General features: G+C 35.3%; 17 protein-coding genes. 6 read left to right on the forward strand and 11 right to left on the reverse strand.

All coding sequences use genetic code 11. The annotated features are described in order from the left end of the window. Window positions 1-304: 304 nt before the first annotated feature. Window positions 305-1,819, forward strand: a complete 1,515-nt coding sequence (locus ACNHOZ_RS22300; protein ID WP_048018639.1) for an arylsulfotransferase family protein — start codon at window positions 305-307, stop codon at window positions 1,817-1,819. Window positions 1,820-1,929: 110 nt separating this feature from the next. On the opposite strand, the gene ACNHOZ_RS22305 is transcribed toward ACNHOZ_RS22300, so the two are convergent. From ACNHOZ_RS22305 to ACNHOZ_RS22320, 4 genes are all read right to left on the reverse strand, one after another. Beyond that, window positions 1,930-2,328 (reverse strand): hypothetical protein, encoded by a 399-nt coding sequence (locus ACNHOZ_RS22305; RefSeq protein WP_048018638.1) that lies wholly within the window; start codon window positions 2,326-2,328, stop codon window positions 1,930-1,932. A gap of 295 nt (window positions 2,329-2,623) precedes the next feature. Next, a complete protein-coding gene (locus ACNHOZ_RS22310; protein ID WP_048018637.1) occupies window positions 2,624-2,806 on the reverse strand; it encodes a hypothetical protein in 183 nt (60 codons plus the stop codon). A 164-nt stretch (window positions 2,807-2,970) separates the two neighbouring features. After that, complete coding sequence (locus tag ACNHOZ_RS22315; protein WP_048018636.1) at window positions 2,971-3,459, reverse strand: DUF6518 family protein; 489 nt, start codon at window positions 3,457-3,459, stop codon at window positions 2,971-2,973. 163 nt (window positions 3,460-3,622) lie between these two features. Next, entirely contained in the window at window positions 3,623-4,210 is a 588-nt protein-coding gene (locus ACNHOZ_RS22320) for an NDxxF motif lipoprotein (protein ID WP_053074011.1), read from the reverse strand. A 192-nt stretch (window positions 4,211-4,402) separates the two neighbouring features. Between ACNHOZ_RS22320 and ACNHOZ_RS22325 the strand changes: the two genes are divergently transcribed. From ACNHOZ_RS22325 to ACNHOZ_RS22340, 4 genes are all read left to right on the forward strand, one after another. Continuing rightward, entirely contained in the window at window positions 4,403-5,296 is an 894-nt protein-coding gene (locus ACNHOZ_RS22325) for an AraC family transcriptional regulator (protein ID WP_033578579.1), read from the forward strand. A 396-nt stretch (window positions 5,297-5,692) separates the two neighbouring features. Beyond that, window positions 5,693-7,195, forward strand: a complete 1,503-nt coding sequence (locus tag ACNHOZ_RS22330) for a spore germination protein (protein WP_053074010.1) — start codon at window positions 5,693-5,695, stop codon at window positions 7,193-7,195. Between the two features lie 30 nt (window positions 7,196-7,225). Then, the gene (locus ACNHOZ_RS22335; RefSeq protein ID WP_048018634.1) at window positions 7,226-8,419 is read left to right on the forward strand and encodes a Ger(x)C family spore germination protein; all 1,194 of its coding nucleotides are present in this window, start codon (window positions 7,226-7,228) and stop codon (window positions 8,417-8,419) included. A 19-nt stretch (window positions 8,420-8,438) separates the two neighbouring features. Further along, a complete protein-coding gene (locus tag ACNHOZ_RS22340) occupies window positions 8,439-9,542 on the forward strand; it encodes a GerAB/ArcD/ProY family transporter (RefSeq protein WP_048018633.1) in 1,104 nt (367 codons plus the stop codon). Between the two features lie 9 nt (window positions 9,543-9,551). Here the strand turns inward: ACNHOZ_RS22340 and ACNHOZ_RS22345 are convergent, their stop codons facing one another. From ACNHOZ_RS22345 to ACNHOZ_RS22355, 3 genes are all read right to left on the reverse strand, one after another. Then, a complete protein-coding gene (locus ACNHOZ_RS22345; RefSeq protein WP_230683539.1) occupies window positions 9,552-9,764 on the reverse strand; it encodes a hypothetical protein in 213 nt (70 codons plus the stop codon). A gap of 1,135 nt (window positions 9,765-10,899) precedes the next feature. Then, a complete protein-coding gene (locus ACNHOZ_RS22350; RefSeq protein WP_034265051.1) occupies window positions 10,900-11,598 on the reverse strand; it encodes a polysaccharide deacetylase family protein in 699 nt (232 codons plus the stop codon). A 1-nt stretch (window position 11,599) separates the two neighbouring features. Then, window positions 11,600-12,799 carry an MGDG synthase family glycosyltransferase gene (locus ACNHOZ_RS22355; RefSeq protein WP_048018631.1) on the reverse strand — a complete coding sequence of 400 codons (1,200 nt, stop codon included), beginning with the start codon at window positions 12,797-12,799 and terminating at the stop codon, window positions 11,600-11,602. 465 nt (window positions 12,800-13,264) lie between these two features. Between ACNHOZ_RS22355 and ACNHOZ_RS22360 the strand changes: the two genes are divergently transcribed. Then, window positions 13,265-14,557, forward strand: a complete 1,293-nt coding sequence (locus tag ACNHOZ_RS22360; RefSeq protein ID WP_048018630.1) for a VTT domain-containing protein — start codon at window positions 13,265-13,267, stop codon at window positions 14,555-14,557. A 136-nt stretch (window positions 14,558-14,693) separates the two neighbouring features. On the opposite strand, the gene ACNHOZ_RS22365 is transcribed toward ACNHOZ_RS22360, so the two are convergent. From ACNHOZ_RS22365 to ACNHOZ_RS22380, 4 genes are all read right to left on the reverse strand, one after another. After that, window positions 14,694-14,933 carry a hypothetical protein gene (locus ACNHOZ_RS22365; RefSeq protein WP_048018629.1) on the reverse strand — a complete coding sequence of 80 codons (240 nt, stop codon included), beginning with the start codon at window positions 14,931-14,933 and terminating at the stop codon, window positions 14,694-14,696. A 433-nt stretch (window positions 14,934-15,366) separates the two neighbouring features. After that, window positions 15,367-15,825 carry a GNAT family N-acetyltransferase gene (locus ACNHOZ_RS22370; protein WP_033578571.1) on the reverse strand — a complete coding sequence of 153 codons (459 nt, stop codon included), beginning with the start codon at window positions 15,823-15,825 and terminating at the stop codon, window positions 15,367-15,369. A gap of 22 nt (window positions 15,826-15,847) precedes the next feature. Then, on the reverse strand, window positions 15,848-16,639 hold the full coding sequence (locus ACNHOZ_RS22375) for a phosphotransferase (protein ID WP_048018628.1): 792 nt from the start codon (window positions 16,637-16,639) through the stop codon (window positions 15,848-15,850). A 236-nt stretch (window positions 16,640-16,875) separates the two neighbouring features. Further along, the gene (locus ACNHOZ_RS22380) at window positions 16,876-17,652 is read right to left on the reverse strand and encodes an SDR family oxidoreductase (protein ID WP_048018627.1); all 777 of its coding nucleotides are present in this window, start codon (window positions 17,650-17,652) and stop codon (window positions 16,876-16,878) included. Window positions 17,653-17,721 lie beyond the last annotated feature (69 nt).

Genomic DNA, 17,721 nt, shown 5'->3' on the forward strand with positions numbered 1-17,721 from the left:
TAAATCTTGACGAATAATATATACACAAAAATTTGCTTTTCTTTTGCATGGTTTTCAACTTTAAACACAATTAAAGTATTGCTGTATTGATAATATATAATCGTATATGAACAAGAAAAACGAGCTCTTATCTGCTAAGAGCTTGTTTTTTATATTTATTTTATCTACCTTACATATAACTGTTTCAAATAAACAAAAGACACCAGTAAACCTAAAATGCATGTACATATTTTGAAGCGAATGACATATTAATAGCTCAAGAGACAGTGTTTACTAATAAAAGTTAGAGGAGATGAGAGTGAGAATGGATAATTTCAATTCACAATCATCCACTGATCATCCAAACCCGCAAGTATGGAATTTTGTTTCAGCTCCTAATTTACATCCCATGAAGGTTACCATTAATACTAATAAGCCTGGAACAGCTCCCGGCCTATTATTTGTTGCACCTTATACGGTATATGGAGCAGCGATGATTGGACAGACCGGCGCACTAATTATGGATCAGACGGGTAATCCAGTGTGGTTTAGACCGCTTGCTAGTAGGTATATCCAAAATACAGACTTTCGAGTACAAATATACTGCGGGAACCCTGTTCTTACGATGTGGCAAGGGACAATTTCAGGCACTCAAACTTCAAACCCTAACCTTCCAGTAGGTGAACCTGAGCCTGGTGCTTATTTTCAAATTATCAATCAGCATTATGAGGTCATTAAAAAGTTATTTGCTAAAAAAGGGTTTACCTCTGATTTGCACGAGTTTACAATCACCAAACGGAATACGGCTTTATTTACGGCGGTAAAACAAGTACCCGCAGATTTATCTAAGTATGGAGGACCCTCAAACGGGTATTTTAGTAATTACTCTATTCAAGAAGTAGACATTGAGACGGGAGAGCTTCTTTTCTTTTGGGATGTACTTAAACATATTAATCCAGCTGATTCGATGGTACCTGCTTCATCCGCAACAAGCTCTAATAATATATGGGATTGTTACCACGTAAATTCAGTCGAAGAAGGTCCAAACAATACACTTTTAGTGAGCATGCGTAGTATGTGGGCTATTTATAATATTGACAAAGAAACGGGAAAGGTAATTTGGCGACTTGGTGGAAAGCAAAGTGATTTTAGGCTTGGACCGAACGCTAAATTTTCTTGGCAGCATGATGCGCGCTACAGGTCCGAAAACAGGATAAGCTTGTTTGACAATGCCTGCTGTGCTTCTCCTGATTCTCCACCTCAAGGGCAAGCGCGTGGTTTAATTCTTCACTTAGATTATAACCACAAGGTTGCAAATGTAAATCGAACATATTATCATGACCCCGCTTTATATGTTCCAAGTCAAGGAAATGCGCAAAAGCTTTCCAATGGAAATCAACTCATTGGGTGGGGACAAGAACCGTACCTTTCGGAATTTAGGAACGCTGGCAATACGCGGAGAAACCCTTCATTTAACTTGTTATATGATATGCAGTATCCAAATCAGAATCTTTCGTATCGAGCCTTTAAAAATAAGTGGGTAGGTCTCCCACTTTATCCGCCTAGCATAACTGTAGACTTATTGCCCGACGGTGAAGCTACAGTTTACACATCATGGAATGGTTCAACAGAAACAGTCGCTTGGCAGGTACTGGCGGGACCAACACCTTTTAAATTGTCAGTAGTGGTATTTAGTACCCCTCGTACTGGATTTGAAACAGATATTCATGCTGAGGCAGGTGGTCCTTATTTTCAAGTCAAAGCATTAGATTCATGCGGGAACGTCATTGGTACATCACCAACTACTTACGTGAAAATAAGACGAAATAGACGAAAGTGAGCATTAATAATCCTCTATTAGATTTTTAAAAATGTTCGTATAGTGCCCCTACTCTGAAGACCTGGGGGAATACTTGATATAGATAAGTATGGGGTGCTTTTTCTCTCGAATTACTTACCTTTTAAAACAACATCTTCTAATTTGTCATTCCATTTAACAGTTAAAATCAAATGTTTAGATTTCATTATACCTTCACTAGCGTCAACCTTTACTTTCTCTTTAAAATTCCCTTCTTCATTTAACCTTGCGTCTCTCACTGCAATTCCATTTTGATTATTTGAAGTGTCTAAATTAATTCCAAAATCCCCTACGTTTTCTACCTTACCACCTAGATAATTTAAGTTAATTTGAGCTGTTTCTTTACTATTTTCAACGGGATATAACGTAATAGTAGCTGACCAGCTTTGAGTTTCACCTGAAAACTCTAAAGGATCCCCAGCTTTACTTTGACATCCAACTAATGAAACAAAAAAGAAAAGACTAAATAAAGCAATACAAAACTTTCTCATCCTCGTCCTCCATGTAAACAGCATAATGTCATTTTTACTAACTTATATTGTATTAAACTATATATTTTTAGTTAACGTAGCGTAGAATATTATCTAGTAAAGAACATATGTAAGATCTTTTTTAAAAACTGTTCGTAGATTTTGAAAGATGCGCTAAATGCGGAACGTTTCTTTTCACTTTCCATTATAATTTTATCCCCTTTTATCCTCAGGCATATTCTATACAAAACAAATTGCTGTTAGTTTAAACAATGAAAGGTCTCCCAGAAATAATTCTGAGAGACTAGTAAAAAAATTAACCTGTAAAAAAGCTTACAACACCTATCAGCACAAAAAATATGAGAATTGCAGATAGAATGAATACAACTGTAAAGATAGGTTTATACTTTGCTCTATTTTCTTGATTACTTATCTTATTATGTAAATCATCTAATTTTCTTTCAATTTCATCCAGACGTTTTTCAGTGTTAATATCCATCACCTCCTACCTTTTATACGAATTACTCCTCTAAAAGTTTCCTGATTACTGTATTTTAAAGAATATATATGTAAAAAACACTTTAAATTGTATGTATAGTTAGTTACCAAAATCTTCTTTTCCCATAGTAAACGTTCATTAAAAAACAAAAATCTTAATCTAAATCAAAAGTGAAAGGGACTTACTTGTTTGATAATAAACGAAATAATAAACGAAACAGCAATTGTTGCCGCTAGCTGCTTTGGAGTTTTGTAAAAGACTACGCATAAAACAGCATACATAATGAATTCTTCAATATAATTTACATGTATACAAAATATTCCAAACGCTAAAGAAAGACTTAACAATAACCCCATAGGCAAAGCTGGTAATATCCAAGCTAGACGTAAATTATTTTTAGCCATCCATACAATAGCTGCTAGAAACGGAGACGCTAGTGCGATACTTCCCCACAGTAAAAAATAACTAGTTGGAAAAAACCCAAATAAAAAGGCGGAATATATATAATAGCCTGTTAGCATTCCTATAAAGAACATGAATGTATTAAGAGCCGCACTAATTTGGGTTTTACTATACGCAGCTATAAGGGTAGCAATCAGTACCCAAATCCCTGTCCTCGAACACAAACCTCCAAAATATGGCAGGATATTCATCCGCCAACTTCCATCAACACCTGCAACAGTATCTAAATATTTGGCTGCTATCCCCAAAGCTGTACCGAAGACTAAATAGATAATAGAAAATGCAAGTTTGTTTGTAGACTTAACTATTCCAATAGTAAACTCCCCCTAACCAAAGAAAATCTATTAAAATGTTTTAACTCTTTCGTCCAAAAGCTTTTGTATCAATATTTTTGTCATCTAGGAAACTCTCTATCTTTATCTGCTCTCTTCCATTTACACTTTTATTTTTATTCATAAGTGACTCAATTTCTGTTTCAGAAAAATCTCCTTCACTCATATGCTCAACCATGTCATCGATTGCTTGATCCAGTTCATCCAAAATTTGATTGGAACCCATAATATAGCGGCTAATTCTCTCTGAATCTTTTTTATATCCTTCTGGTAAAGTATTTTGCGAAATATAGGTGGAAAAGTTCTGATCATTTGCTTTCACCAGGTCTTTTAACTGTTCAAATTTTTTCGCTTGAGCTTTATTTAATTTTTGATCGGACTCCATCATTTCTTCAAATTGATCACCGGTATTGGATAGATCCTCGTTAGTATCTAAGTATGTCTTTATACTTTCTTTCATTTCTTTTTCATCAATTAAGGCATTATTTTTCGATGAACTAAATATGGAAGTTGGTAATACAATTTTTCCACTAGCTTCTTTTGTACTTTCCTGATAAGAACAAGCGCCTAATAAAAAAATAATTATTAAGCTAAAACAAAGTTTTTTCAATTCAAACGCTCCCTTTAACAATGTATTAGTTCCATTAATTTACATAGAAAATTTTAACATTGAAATCTTCTTAGGACTATACATCTAGAGGCGTATATTGGAAAAGTCCCCTCACCTAATTAAATATAGCAAAAAATGTTAAGAACAAAGATTTGTTTGCTGTTATAGTGAACGTAAGGTAGGTGAATGTAAATGAATTATGTAACTTGTATACAGAGAACGCTGGATTACATTGAGGAGAATTTGGAGACACAAATCACTTTAGAAAAGTTAGCAGAAATTGCTTGTTTTTCTCCTTTTCACTATCACCGTGTCTTCCAAGCCATGGTTGGAGAATCAGTGATGGATTATGTGAGGAAACGAAGACTTACGCGCGCAGCAGAACGCTTATTTTTCACAGATGAAAAAGTCATTGATATCGCACTTGATGTTGGTTTCCACTATCAGGAGTCTTTTAACAGAGCGTTCAAAAAATTTTATGATGTTTCACCGAAACAATACCGTAACGCAAGAAGAATATCTGGACCGCTGCGAGGAAAAGCCTACCTAAATACCACAATTTTGTCAGGAGGAAATAAGATGGAACCAAAACTAGTCACTAAACCTGCTTTTTATGTCATTGGATATGAGCTAAAAACAAAGAACGAGGGTAGCCAGAATAATAAAGACATTCCTGAATTTTGGCAACAGTACATGCAAAATGGATTAGGCTCTAGAATACCCCATCCCATAAACAAAAACGTTGAGCTTGGTATTTGCACTGACTTTAATCCTGAAACGGGTGAGTTTGTTTATGTAATTGGTATGGAAGTTGAGAAAGACACTCCAGCACCTGAAGGAACAGTTTATAGAAGCTTCCCTGAACTAGAATATGCCGTATTTACTACACCAAAATCAAATGAAGAATCTTTTACTTCTTCCATTCAGTCCACGTGGAATTATGTTTTTACAGAATGGTTCCCTGAATCGGGTTATGAGCACTACGGATCAATGGAATTTGAACTGTACGACAAAAGATGTTATGGCTCAGAAAACAAAGAGATCGACATCTACATTCCTGTGAAAAAACAGACTGTTAAGGCATAAAAAAGAAAAGCATTGCAAGTAGAAATTCACTTATAATGCTGAACATATTCCTATACAAAAGCCCAATCTCTAAGTAATTAAATTTAAGAGCGGGCTTTTTATTCTTTTGCATTGGGAATTTTGGAATCAGCCAATTTGAATATTCCCTTCATTTTTAGTTATCATAATGTACGATATCGGCAATAAAAACATCAGATATACAGAGAAATACGATGTGCTTTTCTCTCCAATTACTTAATTCTTAAAACAATATCTTCTGATCTGTCACTGGGTATAAAGTAATACTATCACTTTATTTTATGCATTTTCCTCACGTGCATATTTTTTACATTTTATAGGAATGATAACGTTACTCGTTGTATAACAAATATTCACTCATATAAAAGGTGGTAAAACGTGCGACAAAGATATCTTCTGAAAAGCCCTAATAAAAAAAAGACAACAGCTTGTTCAGCAACTCCCTTATATGATGATGTAAATAAAAATATAGAGAGGCTATTGAACGAATTAGGAAATAGTTCTGATGTGTCGTTTCGAATGGTTGAGTCTCCGCATCAAAACACGTTAAAAGCAGCCGTTATTCACCTTGACGGATTAGCAGATGAAAACATTATAAATGAGAATATCATGACTCCTCTTATTCAGTGGCTTAAAGAAAGTAATCAAGTAGTAACCGTCGAAGAGATAGAAGAACAAATACCTCAGATGTTGACTGTATCTCAATTGACTATAAAAGAGAATTGGCATGAATTTGTGTCAGCAGTTTTAACTGGTGATACGGTCATACTAATGAATGGAAGTTCTAAAATTTTCATTGGCACTACAAAAAAACTTCAGTCCCGCGCAGTAACAGAACCAACCAGTCAAACGGTTGTTAGAGGACCTAAAGATAGTTTCACAGAGAATTTAAGGACGAATACTTCTTTAATACGAGCTAGAATTCAGGATTCTAATTTACGTTTAGACAGCATGAAAATTGGAAGCGTAACTCACACAGATATAGGAATCATGTATATTCAAGGAAATGCAGATGAACGTATTGTAGAAGAAATCAAAGAGCGTTTAAAAGGGATTGAGGTAGATGGGATCCTTGAGTCGAACTATATTGAAGAATTTATCCGGGATGATAGGACCACTATTTTTCCACTTCTATTAAATACAGAACGACCTGATGCCGTTGTAGGAAATTTATTAGAGGGACGAATTGCTATTATTGTACAAGGAACACCTTTTGTTTTAATTGCACCCGCTATTTTTTCTCAATTTTTTCAGTCTCCCGAAGATTATTATCAAAATTATTATATTGCTTCCTTTTTAAGGATCTTGAGATTTGGTTCTTTTTTTCTTTCTATGTATGCGTCTGCTATCTATTTAGCATTGATTACGCATCATCAGGGACTTATTCCAAACACATTAATGGTCAGCTTAATGGCTCAAAGAGAACGAGTTCCTTTTCCAGCAATTGTAGAAATAGTAGTGATGGAACTAGCTTTTGAGATGTTGCGAGAGGCAGGAATCCGAATGCCTAGAGCAATCGGACCAGCAGTCTCCATTGTAGGAGCACTGATTTTAGGACAAGCAGCTGTAGAAGCAGGTTTTGTATCAGCGGCTGTTGTGATCATTGTTGCTATTTCTGCCATCAGCAATTTTACACTGCCATCTACTAGCATTGTCAATGCGGCCCGGGGTTTTCGATTTATCTTGATTCTAATTTCAGCATTTATTGGCTTATATGGAATTTTGCTTATGACCTTATGTATATGGCTTCATATAAGTAGTCTAAGATCTTTCGGTGTCCCCTACTTTTCACCTTTTGCCCCCTTTGATTTTAAAGAGCAAAAGGATACTTTAGCTCGATTCTCTTTACCATCTCTTTTAAGAAAACAACAAAATAAATAGAAGCCACATAAAGATGAATGAGGATGAAAAATGAAAAGTTACCTTTCACTTTTATGGATTACTGCCCTTTGTTTATGTGTTTCAGGGTGTTCGAATTATCGAGAATTGAACCAAATAGGAGTCATTATAGGACTGGGAATTGATGAGAATAAAAATTCGGAAGAACCCTATAAAGTAACCTATCAGATTATTAACCCAAGTGGTTTGTCACAAGGCAGTTCGTCGGGAGGACAGGGTCTTCCTGTCATTAACTACACAGTAACTGCCAAATCGTTAGTGGAAGCATTAAAAAAAGCCTCTGTCGTCATTCCAAGAGAACATATTACTTCTCATCTTTCGCTTATCGTCGTAGGTGAAAAGTTAGCAAGAAATGGTCTTAGCTTATTATTTGATGCCTTGGATCGAGGCAAACAAGCTCGTACAAGTATTCCAGTTTTTATTGCGCGTGATGGAACTGCTGAGAAATTGCTTGGTGTGATTGAACCTTTTGAGGTTACTCCAGTCAAAAGTATCCTAAGTACAACCCAGAACAATCAAAAAATGTATGGAATAGTTAGTAATGTACAAGCATATGAAGTTATTTCTATGCTTTTGAGTGAGGGAAAAGATCTATCTCTTCCTGGAATCAATATTAACAAACCCTCTCAGCAGTCAGAAGAAGCAGGCAATTTAGAGAATACCAGCCCAAGTGCTATGCAGGTAAAAGGATTAGCTATGTTTAGAAAAGGAAAATTAGTTCGATGGCTGGATGGGGATGAAGCTCGATCTGTTCAACTTGTTACGTCTGAAGTGAAGAGCACAGCTCTTGTTTTCCCTTGTAATATAAATGAGAATATCACAGTTACAGCGACTGGAATAAAAAGTGAAATAAAAACAAAAATCCGCCGTGGACAACCTTTTATTCATACAGATCTGGATGTGATGGGAGAAATTACGGAAACATCATGCCAAAAAGATTTAAGCAACCCTAAGGTATTAAAAGAGTTGGAAAAAGAAGTCCAAAATGAACTACAAAAGGAAATTACAAAAACTATTAGCATCGCACAAAAAGAAAAGGCAGATATATTTGGCTTTGGTGATAGCTTATCTCGAACCAACCCTAGTTATTGGCGTCAGCATAAACAGAATTGGGAGAGTCTATTTTCAAGTGCGAAGGTATCGATGAATGTGAACGTCACTATCGTAAATACCGGAATGCGTACAAATCCTTATGAGGTAAATTAGATGAGGAGCTGAAAAAGCATTGACTAAAATAAAAATCGATGGGTTTCAATTATTTTGTATGATGTTTATCTTTATATTAGGCAGTACGTTGCTTTTAGATATAGGAAAGGCTGCTAAGCAAGATGCATGGATCGTTCCCTTTTTGGCTACTATTTTTGGATGTGCACTGTATTTAGTCTATATCTCCTTATATAAGAGATACCCTAATATGCCTTTAACCGGCTATCTTATTAAAATCTGGGGTAAATACGTAGGCAGTGCTATCAGCTTTGGTTATATTATATATTTTGTTTATATTGCTTCTAGAGTACTACGTGATTTTGAAGAATTACTAATTAGCTCTTCTTACTATGTTACATCGATTATTACGCTCGGCATATGTATGACCTTTGTGTTAATTTATAGTATTCACTTGGGAATAGAAGCATTCGCACGAGTTACATGCTTATGTTTTGTTGTTATTTTACTGACTCTTTTTATATTAAATGTTTTGTATGTAGTAGGAGGTTATATCAAAGTGGAAAACCTTCAACCCGTATTAGCAAATGGATGGGGAAACATAGGGAAAGAGTTAGTCCCTCTTGGCATTACTGTCCCTTTCGGAGAATTGATTACCTTTACTATGCTTCTTCCTTATTTGAATAAAAAAAGTCAGGCTGCAACAATTGGACTATCCGCCATTATAATAGGAGGGATTGTCTTAACCATTAATTCAATTATTCTTTTATGTGTACTCGGACCAGAGACTGTTTTAAGATCTTCTTTCCCAGCTCTTACAGCTGTGAGTTACATTAACATAGCCAGTTTTATTCAAAGGCTGGATACCTTTATTCTTATTCTCATGGTCATTTTAGGTTTTGTTAAAATATCCATCTATTTCTTTTGTGCCGTGATTGGGGCAACTGATTTGTTTCGTATGAAACCTTCTGTTACAAACATTTATCTAATTGGTGGTGTTATTTTTTTCTCCTCACTGATGATTGCTCCTAGCTACCAAGCTCATATAAATGAAGGGCTCAAAGTTGTTCCTTATTTATTACACCTCCCTTTTCATATAGCAATTCCTATCCTATTGCTGATTACAGCATATATTAAGCAAAAAATAAAGCCTACCCTTTCATGACAAGGGAGGCTATTGTTTTTTTAAAACAGGAAAAATGCTAACAGTAACGAACAACAAAGCAAATAAAACAATCAAAAAATAATCTTCTCCACGTGCAATTACAAAATATTGTTTTAGATTATAAAACGATTGAAACGTATAGTTTCCCTGAAAAACGTCGATGAATACAATAAGAGCATAAGCCCCCAGCAAAATACATAAGGATGAAATTATTTTAGCCATTATATCAGCCTCACCTTTTTCTTTTAAATTGCGGTAAATAATATAAAAATATACAAGGCGTCCATGAGATTTAATACTATTTATTAAATAATGGAAAATAATTGATCTTCTGCAAAGCAATCTGTTATAAAAAATTTAACGTAACAAGAATTTTAAAAATTCACCTACAACGAGCTTTATTTATTTTAATGTACGGCTCTATTTTTATAGATTCTCACGAAGTAGTACAAGCCAAGCAGAACTAATCCTACATTTGTATAAACATAAAAAATAGACCCATACCAAAAGTTCTTTTGAGCCAATGAATCAAAAAAATAATGCAAAAAGTGGTATAGCGCTACATAGATTAAACAAAGACTCCAGAAAACATTTTCTTCTCTAGAATAAATCTCTCTTAGTAATAAAAGAATAATCCACCAAAACACAAGTATTGATAATGTACTGAGTAAGTTAATTGGGTAAGTCTTATAGTAAAAAGAATACGCGCTGCTATAAAATAAAATCATCGATAGTAACAACATGAATAGTGGCTTTCTAGAGTGTCTATTGGTGATAAAAAAGTATAAGACAACTAAAATGGCAATAAAAAAATAAATGTAATTCAACGAATTTCCCATCTCAAACCTCAAAATTTTTATAATTTAATACTATGATATTTACGTTTCTAATAAAATCTTTTATGTATTGGGTAAAAAACACTGCACTTTACGCCTCCTTGCCTTTTTTATGTGTATAATACTCAAAGATAGCAATCCCAAAGGAAACTCCAAAAGCGGTTGAAAATGCTGTTAAAAGATCAGAATTAGAGGTAAACAGAATATTAATTATTACGTTTCCTCCGAAGAAGATTAAAAAATATACAAAGAATTTCAAAATAACTTTTTTCAAGAACTGCCCTACTTTCATAGATGTCGTTTAAATTGACTGCTGATTCAACACAGATTTTAAAAACCACAAAATTATAAATATATCCAATATAAGATTATATTACCATATATTTTTACTGGCCATAAAAAAGAACCTCTTTAAAATAGAGGTTCTTTTTTATAACAGATAAGATATTTAGTTACGGTAATGACAAGAATTAAAATGTCATTCGCAAGTTTTAATTTAATAAAGATAGTTCTCTTACTACCTATAGCTTCTCTACCAATTCATCAACACGGACACAAGTGAATCCTTTTGTTTTCACTGTTTTTAATACATCTCTTAACGCATTAATTGTGTTTCTCGGAGCTTCAGATTCCGCCCCGAGCGTATCTCCGCAGTCGTGCAGCAAAATCACGTCCCCGCCTTTTATATTTGCTAGGCGCTGTTTAATCTTTTCGCTTCCGCCAGAGGTTCGCCAATCTTCCGCCATGATTGACCATAGAATAATCTTATATTTACCTCTTTTGATAAAATCGAAAAGATTAAGCATTCCCCAAGGCGGGCGATAATATCTAGGCTCGACTCCCGTGATAGCTTCAATCACCTTGGCTGTATCCTTCAGTCCTTTTTGAACTTTCCAAGGCGACATAAACCAGTTGGAGTGATGTACGTAGTTATGAATTCCGATTAAGTGGCCTTCATTATGCATTCGCTGAATCAGTTCAGGGTACTTTTCTGCTTTGGTACCGACCACAAAAAAGGTTGCCTTCACCTCATTTTTCTTCAATAAATCAAGAAGTATCGGCGTATAAATAGGGTTCGGACCATCATCAAACGTAAAAGCAATTTTCGATAAATCCCTTCCCCTTTTAACTACGTTTACTCCTAGACCACGTGATAGGAAATACGGAATAACGGTGTATAATAAAATTAAAAAAATAATAGCAGAAATCATGAACTCCATATTATATACTCACCTCTATCTCCTTTTGCTTTTGTATTGTTCTATCATTTACGTTGAGTAATGGACTACGTCTTGCTGCTTCGACAATGACATGGAGAGCGTCTATGGATGACGTTTTAGTTTGGTATTTTTTTATTCTTTGTTTCATCCATTTTAAAGGTGCTGAATCATGAACCAGATTTTCGACCCGCGCAACCAACTCTTCTTCTGTTTTTACAGAAAGTGCGAATCCTGAACGACATAAATACTCTGCATTGTCTTCTTCTTGTCCGGGTAACGAATGGTAAATTAATATGGGTAAATCCATCGCCATTGCCTCAGACGTTGTCACTCCCCCCGGCTTGCTGATCATTAAATCTGAAATAGCCATTAATTCTTCAACCTTTTCACAATATCCCAAAATTCTCACGTCATGCTTCGAGTCTTTTAATTCCGACTCTAATTGTGTTTTTAACTTCTTGTTTTTACCGCATACTATAAAAAGTTGCATCGGTGTAGAAATGGATTCTAAGGCCTTAAAGGTTGAAAGTCCTTTCCCAAAAAATCCGTCGCCCCCTCCCATGATGAGCAGGGTGAATATATTGGGATTAATCATATATTTTTCTAAGAGAAGATCCTTTGGAAGAACATCCATAAATCTTTTCCGTACAGGTATTCCAGTGTTTTTAATTTTATCTGCCTCTACCCCTAACGCAATTAGTTGATCACGCAATAGAGCAGACCCTACCACATATTGATCTGTAGAGGAATGAATCCAATAAGAATGATCCGTATAATCTGTGATGATGGTTACCGCTGGAATATCAATTAACCCTTGCTCTTTTAATTTTGATATAATTCCCGCGGCAAATGGGTAGGTACTAACCACTACTTTCGGCTTTATTTCCTGTATGATTTTAAGCACGGTTTCCATACCCGATAAAAAGATCGAATTTAGCTTAACGGAAAAAGAATTTTTCACACGAGTTTTTTCATACAAAAAGCTATACACTTGTGGAAACTTCTTAATTCCTTTTTTATAAATATAATGGCTGATTGGATAAAGGTTGGGATGAACCCACTCCATGATATCAATGGTAATAGGCTCAGCATCAGCAACGACATTACTTACTGCTTCACTTATCGCATTTGCCACTTGTTTATGTCCTTCTCCAAACGTAGCGGAAAGAATTAAGTATTTATCCCGTTCACGGTTATTCATGACTTTTCCCTCCTTGTAGTTTGTATGCTTGTGCTGTGGGGTAAAACTTAGACTTTTCAGCACATCTTTTTGTTCTTTTGTTTAGGCAATTAAAGAATTGCTCTGCTGATAAAAAAGGAATAATGGGTAGTTCCCCTTTTTAATCGATTTGTAGGGTATATCTTTTCTTCTTTTTCGTTACATAGATTGGTTAGGAACTCCTTACACTATTTATTAGAAAAACAAACAGTCTTAAGTTGAGCTTTCAAATAGCACATTTTCAGTCTACGTTTTGTAATTAAAAATAGGCTAAAAATAACATTAAAAATTAATGAAAAATCCAGTTTTTTTAATAAATAGTGCTACATTAAAAGAAATACAAAGATGAAATTAATCTTTTGACCTTTGTATTTCAATCGCATGTAAGCATATTCGCCTTACCGACTGTGCTTTAGATGCATACATACTATGAAAGAAGGACAAACCATGGATTTTATCACATCTTATATAAATCAATACGGATATATCGTGCTGTTTCTAGCATTGATGCTGGAACTTCTTGCACTTCCTCTTCCAGGGGAGCTGCTCATGGGCTACGCTGGGGTTCTTGCTTTTCAAGGACATTTGAGCTGGGTGGGAAGTATCTTGGTGGCTGGTATGGGAAGTATGGTTGGAATGACCATAGCCTACGGGGTAGGTTATAGGTTAGGGACTCCCTTTTTTGATAAATACGGAAAAACCCTTCATATGGGGCCAGAGCGAATTGAAAGAATGTCAAAATGGTTTGGTGTACATGGAAACAAGCTGTTGATTATTGCTTATTTCCTCCCAGTTATTAGACATATTACAGGATATTTTTCAGGAATTACTCGGCTTCCCTTTCGTACGTATGCACTGTATGCCTATAGTGGATCATTTCTTTGGGTTACCACATTTATTACTTTAGGAAAGTTATTAGGACCTCAGTGGGAACAGTTTCATCATTCTATTAAGAAGTATTTTGTCATTGGGCTGATTGTAGCTGTAAGTTTGTTCGCAGCTATTTACATTTATAAAAAGTTCAAAGTAACGATTAAAAAGATAGCAATTAATTGCCTCAAGTGGATAGTAAACGCATTTCATACGCGGAAACGGGCGGGTCTTGTTTTTATATTTACAGCATTAGTTACATTAGGGTTTATTCTGCTTATGATTGGAATGACGCAAGACTTTATCGCAAACGAGTTTGGAGATTTTAACAAAATAACGAGTTTATTAATAACAGCTCTTTTTAATAAAGATTGGAATGTACCAATGCGGGTGTTTTTCATGCTAGGATCTAGGGAAGCTCTGGCAACATTGATTTTCTTTACACTTGTATGGATTTTATGGAAAGGCAGAGATAAAAAAATTGAATTATTATCTCTGGTAGTTGTTGCAGGCGGCGGCGAGCTATACGAAGAAAGCCTGAGACGAATGTTCCATCATTTCTCCCCTATTAGAAAATCGTTGATAGAACAGCTTTCATACACCTTTCCAAGCGAGCAGTCTTTACTGGCTTTTGTTATTTATGGGTTTGCTGTATTTATGCTGGTTCGACACTCTAAAAGATTGTGGGTTCCTACAGTAGCACCAATAGTGGCCATTCTTATTTTATTGCTTATTGCCATTAGTCGTTTGTATCTGAGCATACAATACCCCAGTGACATTGCAGCAGGATATGTATTTGGAGGAGTATGGCTAGGGTTAAACGTTTTGCTTCTTGAAACCTTCCGTCTTATGAAAGGTATTAATCTATAAGTGATACTGTCAAAAAACTTATTTCTGATGTTTCCTATGAGAAAAAACACCTCCAAGTGATTGCTCGGTACCTCATACCCAGTTATCAGCTTGAAGGTGTTTTTTATTTATATAAAATCAGAGCCTGTCCAAATTATTAGCAATTACGTTTTCTTAATCTGCGAACGCTGATACTTTCTAAACTAGTCGTATTTCTATTACCTGAATTATCTTCCCATACTAAAAATCCGCCTTCTGCTCGAATAAACGTACCATTTCCATCAAGCTGTCTTCCAGCAGAAAAAACTTGAATTTTATCTCCTCTTCGAAAATTATCTACTATAGAACGAGATTGAGATTGAGATGTACGACGATCCCCACTACGACGTCCTGGCATAACTCCACCTCCTTATACACTTATAGTACATACTATGAAGAAAGCAAAAATTGGTATAAGCAAAACGCGTAAAAGTATAAAAAAATTTTATAAAATAAAAATTTGGCTATACCTGTCTTTAGTATTTCTGCAAGGTTTCTTACATTTATCCACAGTCCCATGAGACCTCTGAATCTCTTTCATCTTGTAACGTGACCTAAATTCAGTGAGTATAAAATACATAAGGGATGTTTAAGGTGTTTGATGTATATAGTCTGAGAAGTCTTCTTTTAGACATAAAAAAGAATCCTCCATGAAAAAGAGGATTCAACAGGGTAAGTAAGAAAAAGAAATATACATGCATGTTCCTGGGGGGGCTACGCTTGTATAATCAACTTATACCCGCTATTCACTGATTGAAACAGCTAAAAACATTTTATAAAAAAATTGATAGTTAACCTATTAAATTGGCCCTATAGATTCTTGAACTACTCCCCCACGGATGATAACCATCGCCTATATATGAAAAGTCATACTTTTCATAGTATCCAACGTAGTCGGTGCATAAATAAAGATTATCAAATCCGGCATTTTTCGTATCTTCTTTCAGCTTTAAAAGAAGTTGCTCACCTAAGGATTTACCTCGATAACTTTCTTCAATGTAAAGAGAACACACCCAGGGCCATAAATCCATTCGACTTATAAAATCGTTGGTGATAAGCCCTGCGCAGCCGATAATTCCTCCTTCGTCTTCTAACAGGTACCAGACTGGAAGACAACTATTTGTGTTTAAGCTATGTATAATACAGTCTTCGTAAAGCTTTAAATTCTCTTTACTCGCCCACTTACGCTGAGTATATTCAATAGCTTTGTCTTTGTACTCTACCTGTTCTCTAATATTAATAATTCGCATGACAAGGGCTCCTCTATTAAAATTAAATCCATTCTTTTGTATGTTCATAAATGAATTTGATATCGTTTTGATAATGCTCAAGATGCCCTTCGTCTATCATTTTTTGAAACGCAATATCACCTTCACTAGCTTTTCTTGTAATTGTTTTACATAACCCCTCTAATCGCAGCAATACCATTTCCAAATAACCTTCTTGTAATTCTTCGCCATAAGATTCAAAAAATAATTTCACTCTTCGCTTTCTATCTTGAACATGCTGTGATGAATTATAATGAATTTTCTCACCCCTTTCAGAAAGATAAAATCTACTCAAAGGGACGCACGTATAAAGAGTGTAAGCAATGTCCCAAAGTCTTGGCCCAGGTGCAGCAACATCAAAATCAATAATTCCTATTGGTCTCTCATCATTAAAAATAATGTTGTATATAGCAAAATCATTATGACATAGTATTTCAAATGGTTTAGGCGTGTTATCTATTGATTTCCAACTGTCATCAAATGAAAAATCACTCACTGAATCGTGATAAAGACGGAGCATTTTTCCTATTTCTATCAAAACAGCATCGGACCACATATATTTCTTCAAGGGATAATTACCAGCTTCACCTTCAATAAATGACAAGACCTCTCTCCCTTTTTCGTCAATGCCTAAAAATTTTGGTGCATAAGTAAACCCCTTGTTTTCTAAATGCTTTAATAGCTTATGAAATTTATGACTATCTGATTTTAATTCTCGTCGTACGGTATTTCCCGAGCGGTAAACGTTAGAAACATTCCCTCCTGTTAGTACTTCTTCGTCCTTAAAGCCTGACATATAAATATTCCCCCTGAATATACCCGATTTGTCGTTAATAAGTGAAAGTGATAAAACATTTACCACAATGATATACCTTATTTCACCATCTATTTAGGACAGCCCGTACTTTTCCCTTCATAGCCCATTAATGTTACTTTACATTATAAAAAAAGAATCTTCATTCGAAGATCTTTTTGACTGCTTATTTCATACAAAAATCCGCTAAAAAAGTGGGAGACCGCTACTATGTTAAATCACCAAAAGCCACCATCTGAGTGGATAATTTGTCCGGTAATCCATTCTGCTTCTTCGCTTGCTAAAAAAATAACTAATTTTGCGGCATCCCGGGGCTCACCAAGTCGACCCATTGGGAACTTCGGCAGTAAATCTTCCTTCAACTTACTGCTCATCCACCCAGTATTAGTTGGTCCAGGATCTACAGCATTAACAGTAATTTTAAGAGGTGCTAATTCAATAGCAACTGATTTAGTAAATGTAGAAACGGCACCTTTGGTGGCAACATAAGCCAAATTGCCAGGCTCAGGTGACTTATCTTGACCTGATACCATATTAATAATTCGACCGCCATGCTTGCCTTCGATTAGACGTGCAAACTCAACAGTTAAAAGACATGTTCCTCTAACATTCACGTTATAATGAGCGTCGAGAACATCAGCATCTATCGAACGAAAATCTACGTCTACAGAATGTGTTGCATTATTTACAAGGATTGATGGAGAACCCAGTTTGGTTTGAACTGTATCAAGCAGTTTTCTTGATGCATCGGGCTGTGATAAATCCAATTCCATCGATTCACATCGTACTCCCAGACTGCGTATCTCCTCAATCAGATGCTTCGACCAATTAAAATCATCCTCATTACAATAATCCATTAAACGATCATAATTTGACCAATGAGTGAAAAAAATATCTGCCCCTTCTTTAGCTAACTCCCTGCATATTTCAGTACCAATACCTTTTGCCCGACTAGCACCAGTAACAATCGCAATTTTATTTATTAATCGCTTCATAAAGCATCTCCTCATGGGAACGCTGAATTTATATGCTCACCAATAGCACACGATTTCAGCAATCCTGTA

Source organism: Priestia sp. D51 (genome assembly GCF_053345675.1).

Excerpts from the sequence above, each read along its gene's own strand:
- ACNHOZ_RS22360 (WP_048018630.1), top strand. The coding sequence starts at position 13,265 with ATGGATTTTATCACATCTTATATAAATCAATACGGATATATCGTGCTG.
- ACNHOZ_RS22355 (WP_048018631.1), bottom strand. The coding sequence starts at position 12,799 with ATGAATAACCGTGAACGGGATAAATACTTAATTCTTTCCGCTACGTTT.
- ACNHOZ_RS22380 (WP_048018627.1), bottom strand. The coding sequence starts at position 17,652 with ATGAAGCGATTAATAAATAAAATTGCGATTGTTACTGGTGCTAGTCGG.
- ACNHOZ_RS22305 (WP_048018638.1), bottom strand. The coding sequence starts at position 2,328 with ATGAGAAAGTTTTGTATTGCTTTATTTAGTCTTTTCTTTTTTGTTTCA.
- ACNHOZ_RS22370 (WP_033578571.1), bottom strand. The coding sequence starts at position 15,825 with ATGCGAATTATTAATATTAGAGAACAGGTAGAGTACAAAGACAAAGCT.
- ACNHOZ_RS22350 (WP_034265051.1), bottom strand. The coding sequence starts at position 11,598 with ATGGAGTTCATGATTTCTGCTATTATTTTTTTAATTTTATTATACACC.
- ACNHOZ_RS22300 (WP_048018639.1), top strand. The coding sequence starts at position 305 with ATGGATAATTTCAATTCACAATCATCCACTGATCATCCAAACCCGCAA.
- ACNHOZ_RS22345 (WP_230683539.1), bottom strand. The coding sequence starts at position 9,764 with ATGGCTAAAATAATTTCATCCTTATGTATTTTGCTGGGGGCTTATGCT.
- ACNHOZ_RS22310 (WP_048018637.1), bottom strand. The coding sequence starts at position 2,806 with ATGGATATTAACACTGAAAAACGTCTGGATGAAATTGAAAGAAAATTA.
- ACNHOZ_RS22315 (WP_048018636.1), bottom strand. The coding sequence starts at position 3,459 with ATGAATATCCTGCCATATTTTGGAGGTTTGTGTTCGAGGACAGGGATT.
- ACNHOZ_RS22325 (WP_033578579.1), top strand. The coding sequence starts at position 4,403 with ATGAATTATGTAACTTGTATACAGAGAACGCTGGATTACATTGAGGAG.
- ACNHOZ_RS22375 (WP_048018628.1), bottom strand. The coding sequence starts at position 16,639 with ATGTCAGGCTTTAAGGACGAAGAAGTACTAACAGGAGGGAATGTTTCT.
- ACNHOZ_RS22335 (WP_048018634.1), top strand. The coding sequence starts at position 7,226 with ATGAAAAGTTACCTTTCACTTTTATGGATTACTGCCCTTTGTTTATGT.
- ACNHOZ_RS22365 (WP_048018629.1), bottom strand. The coding sequence starts at position 14,933 with ATGCCAGGACGTCGTAGTGGGGATCGTCGTACATCTCAATCTCAATCT.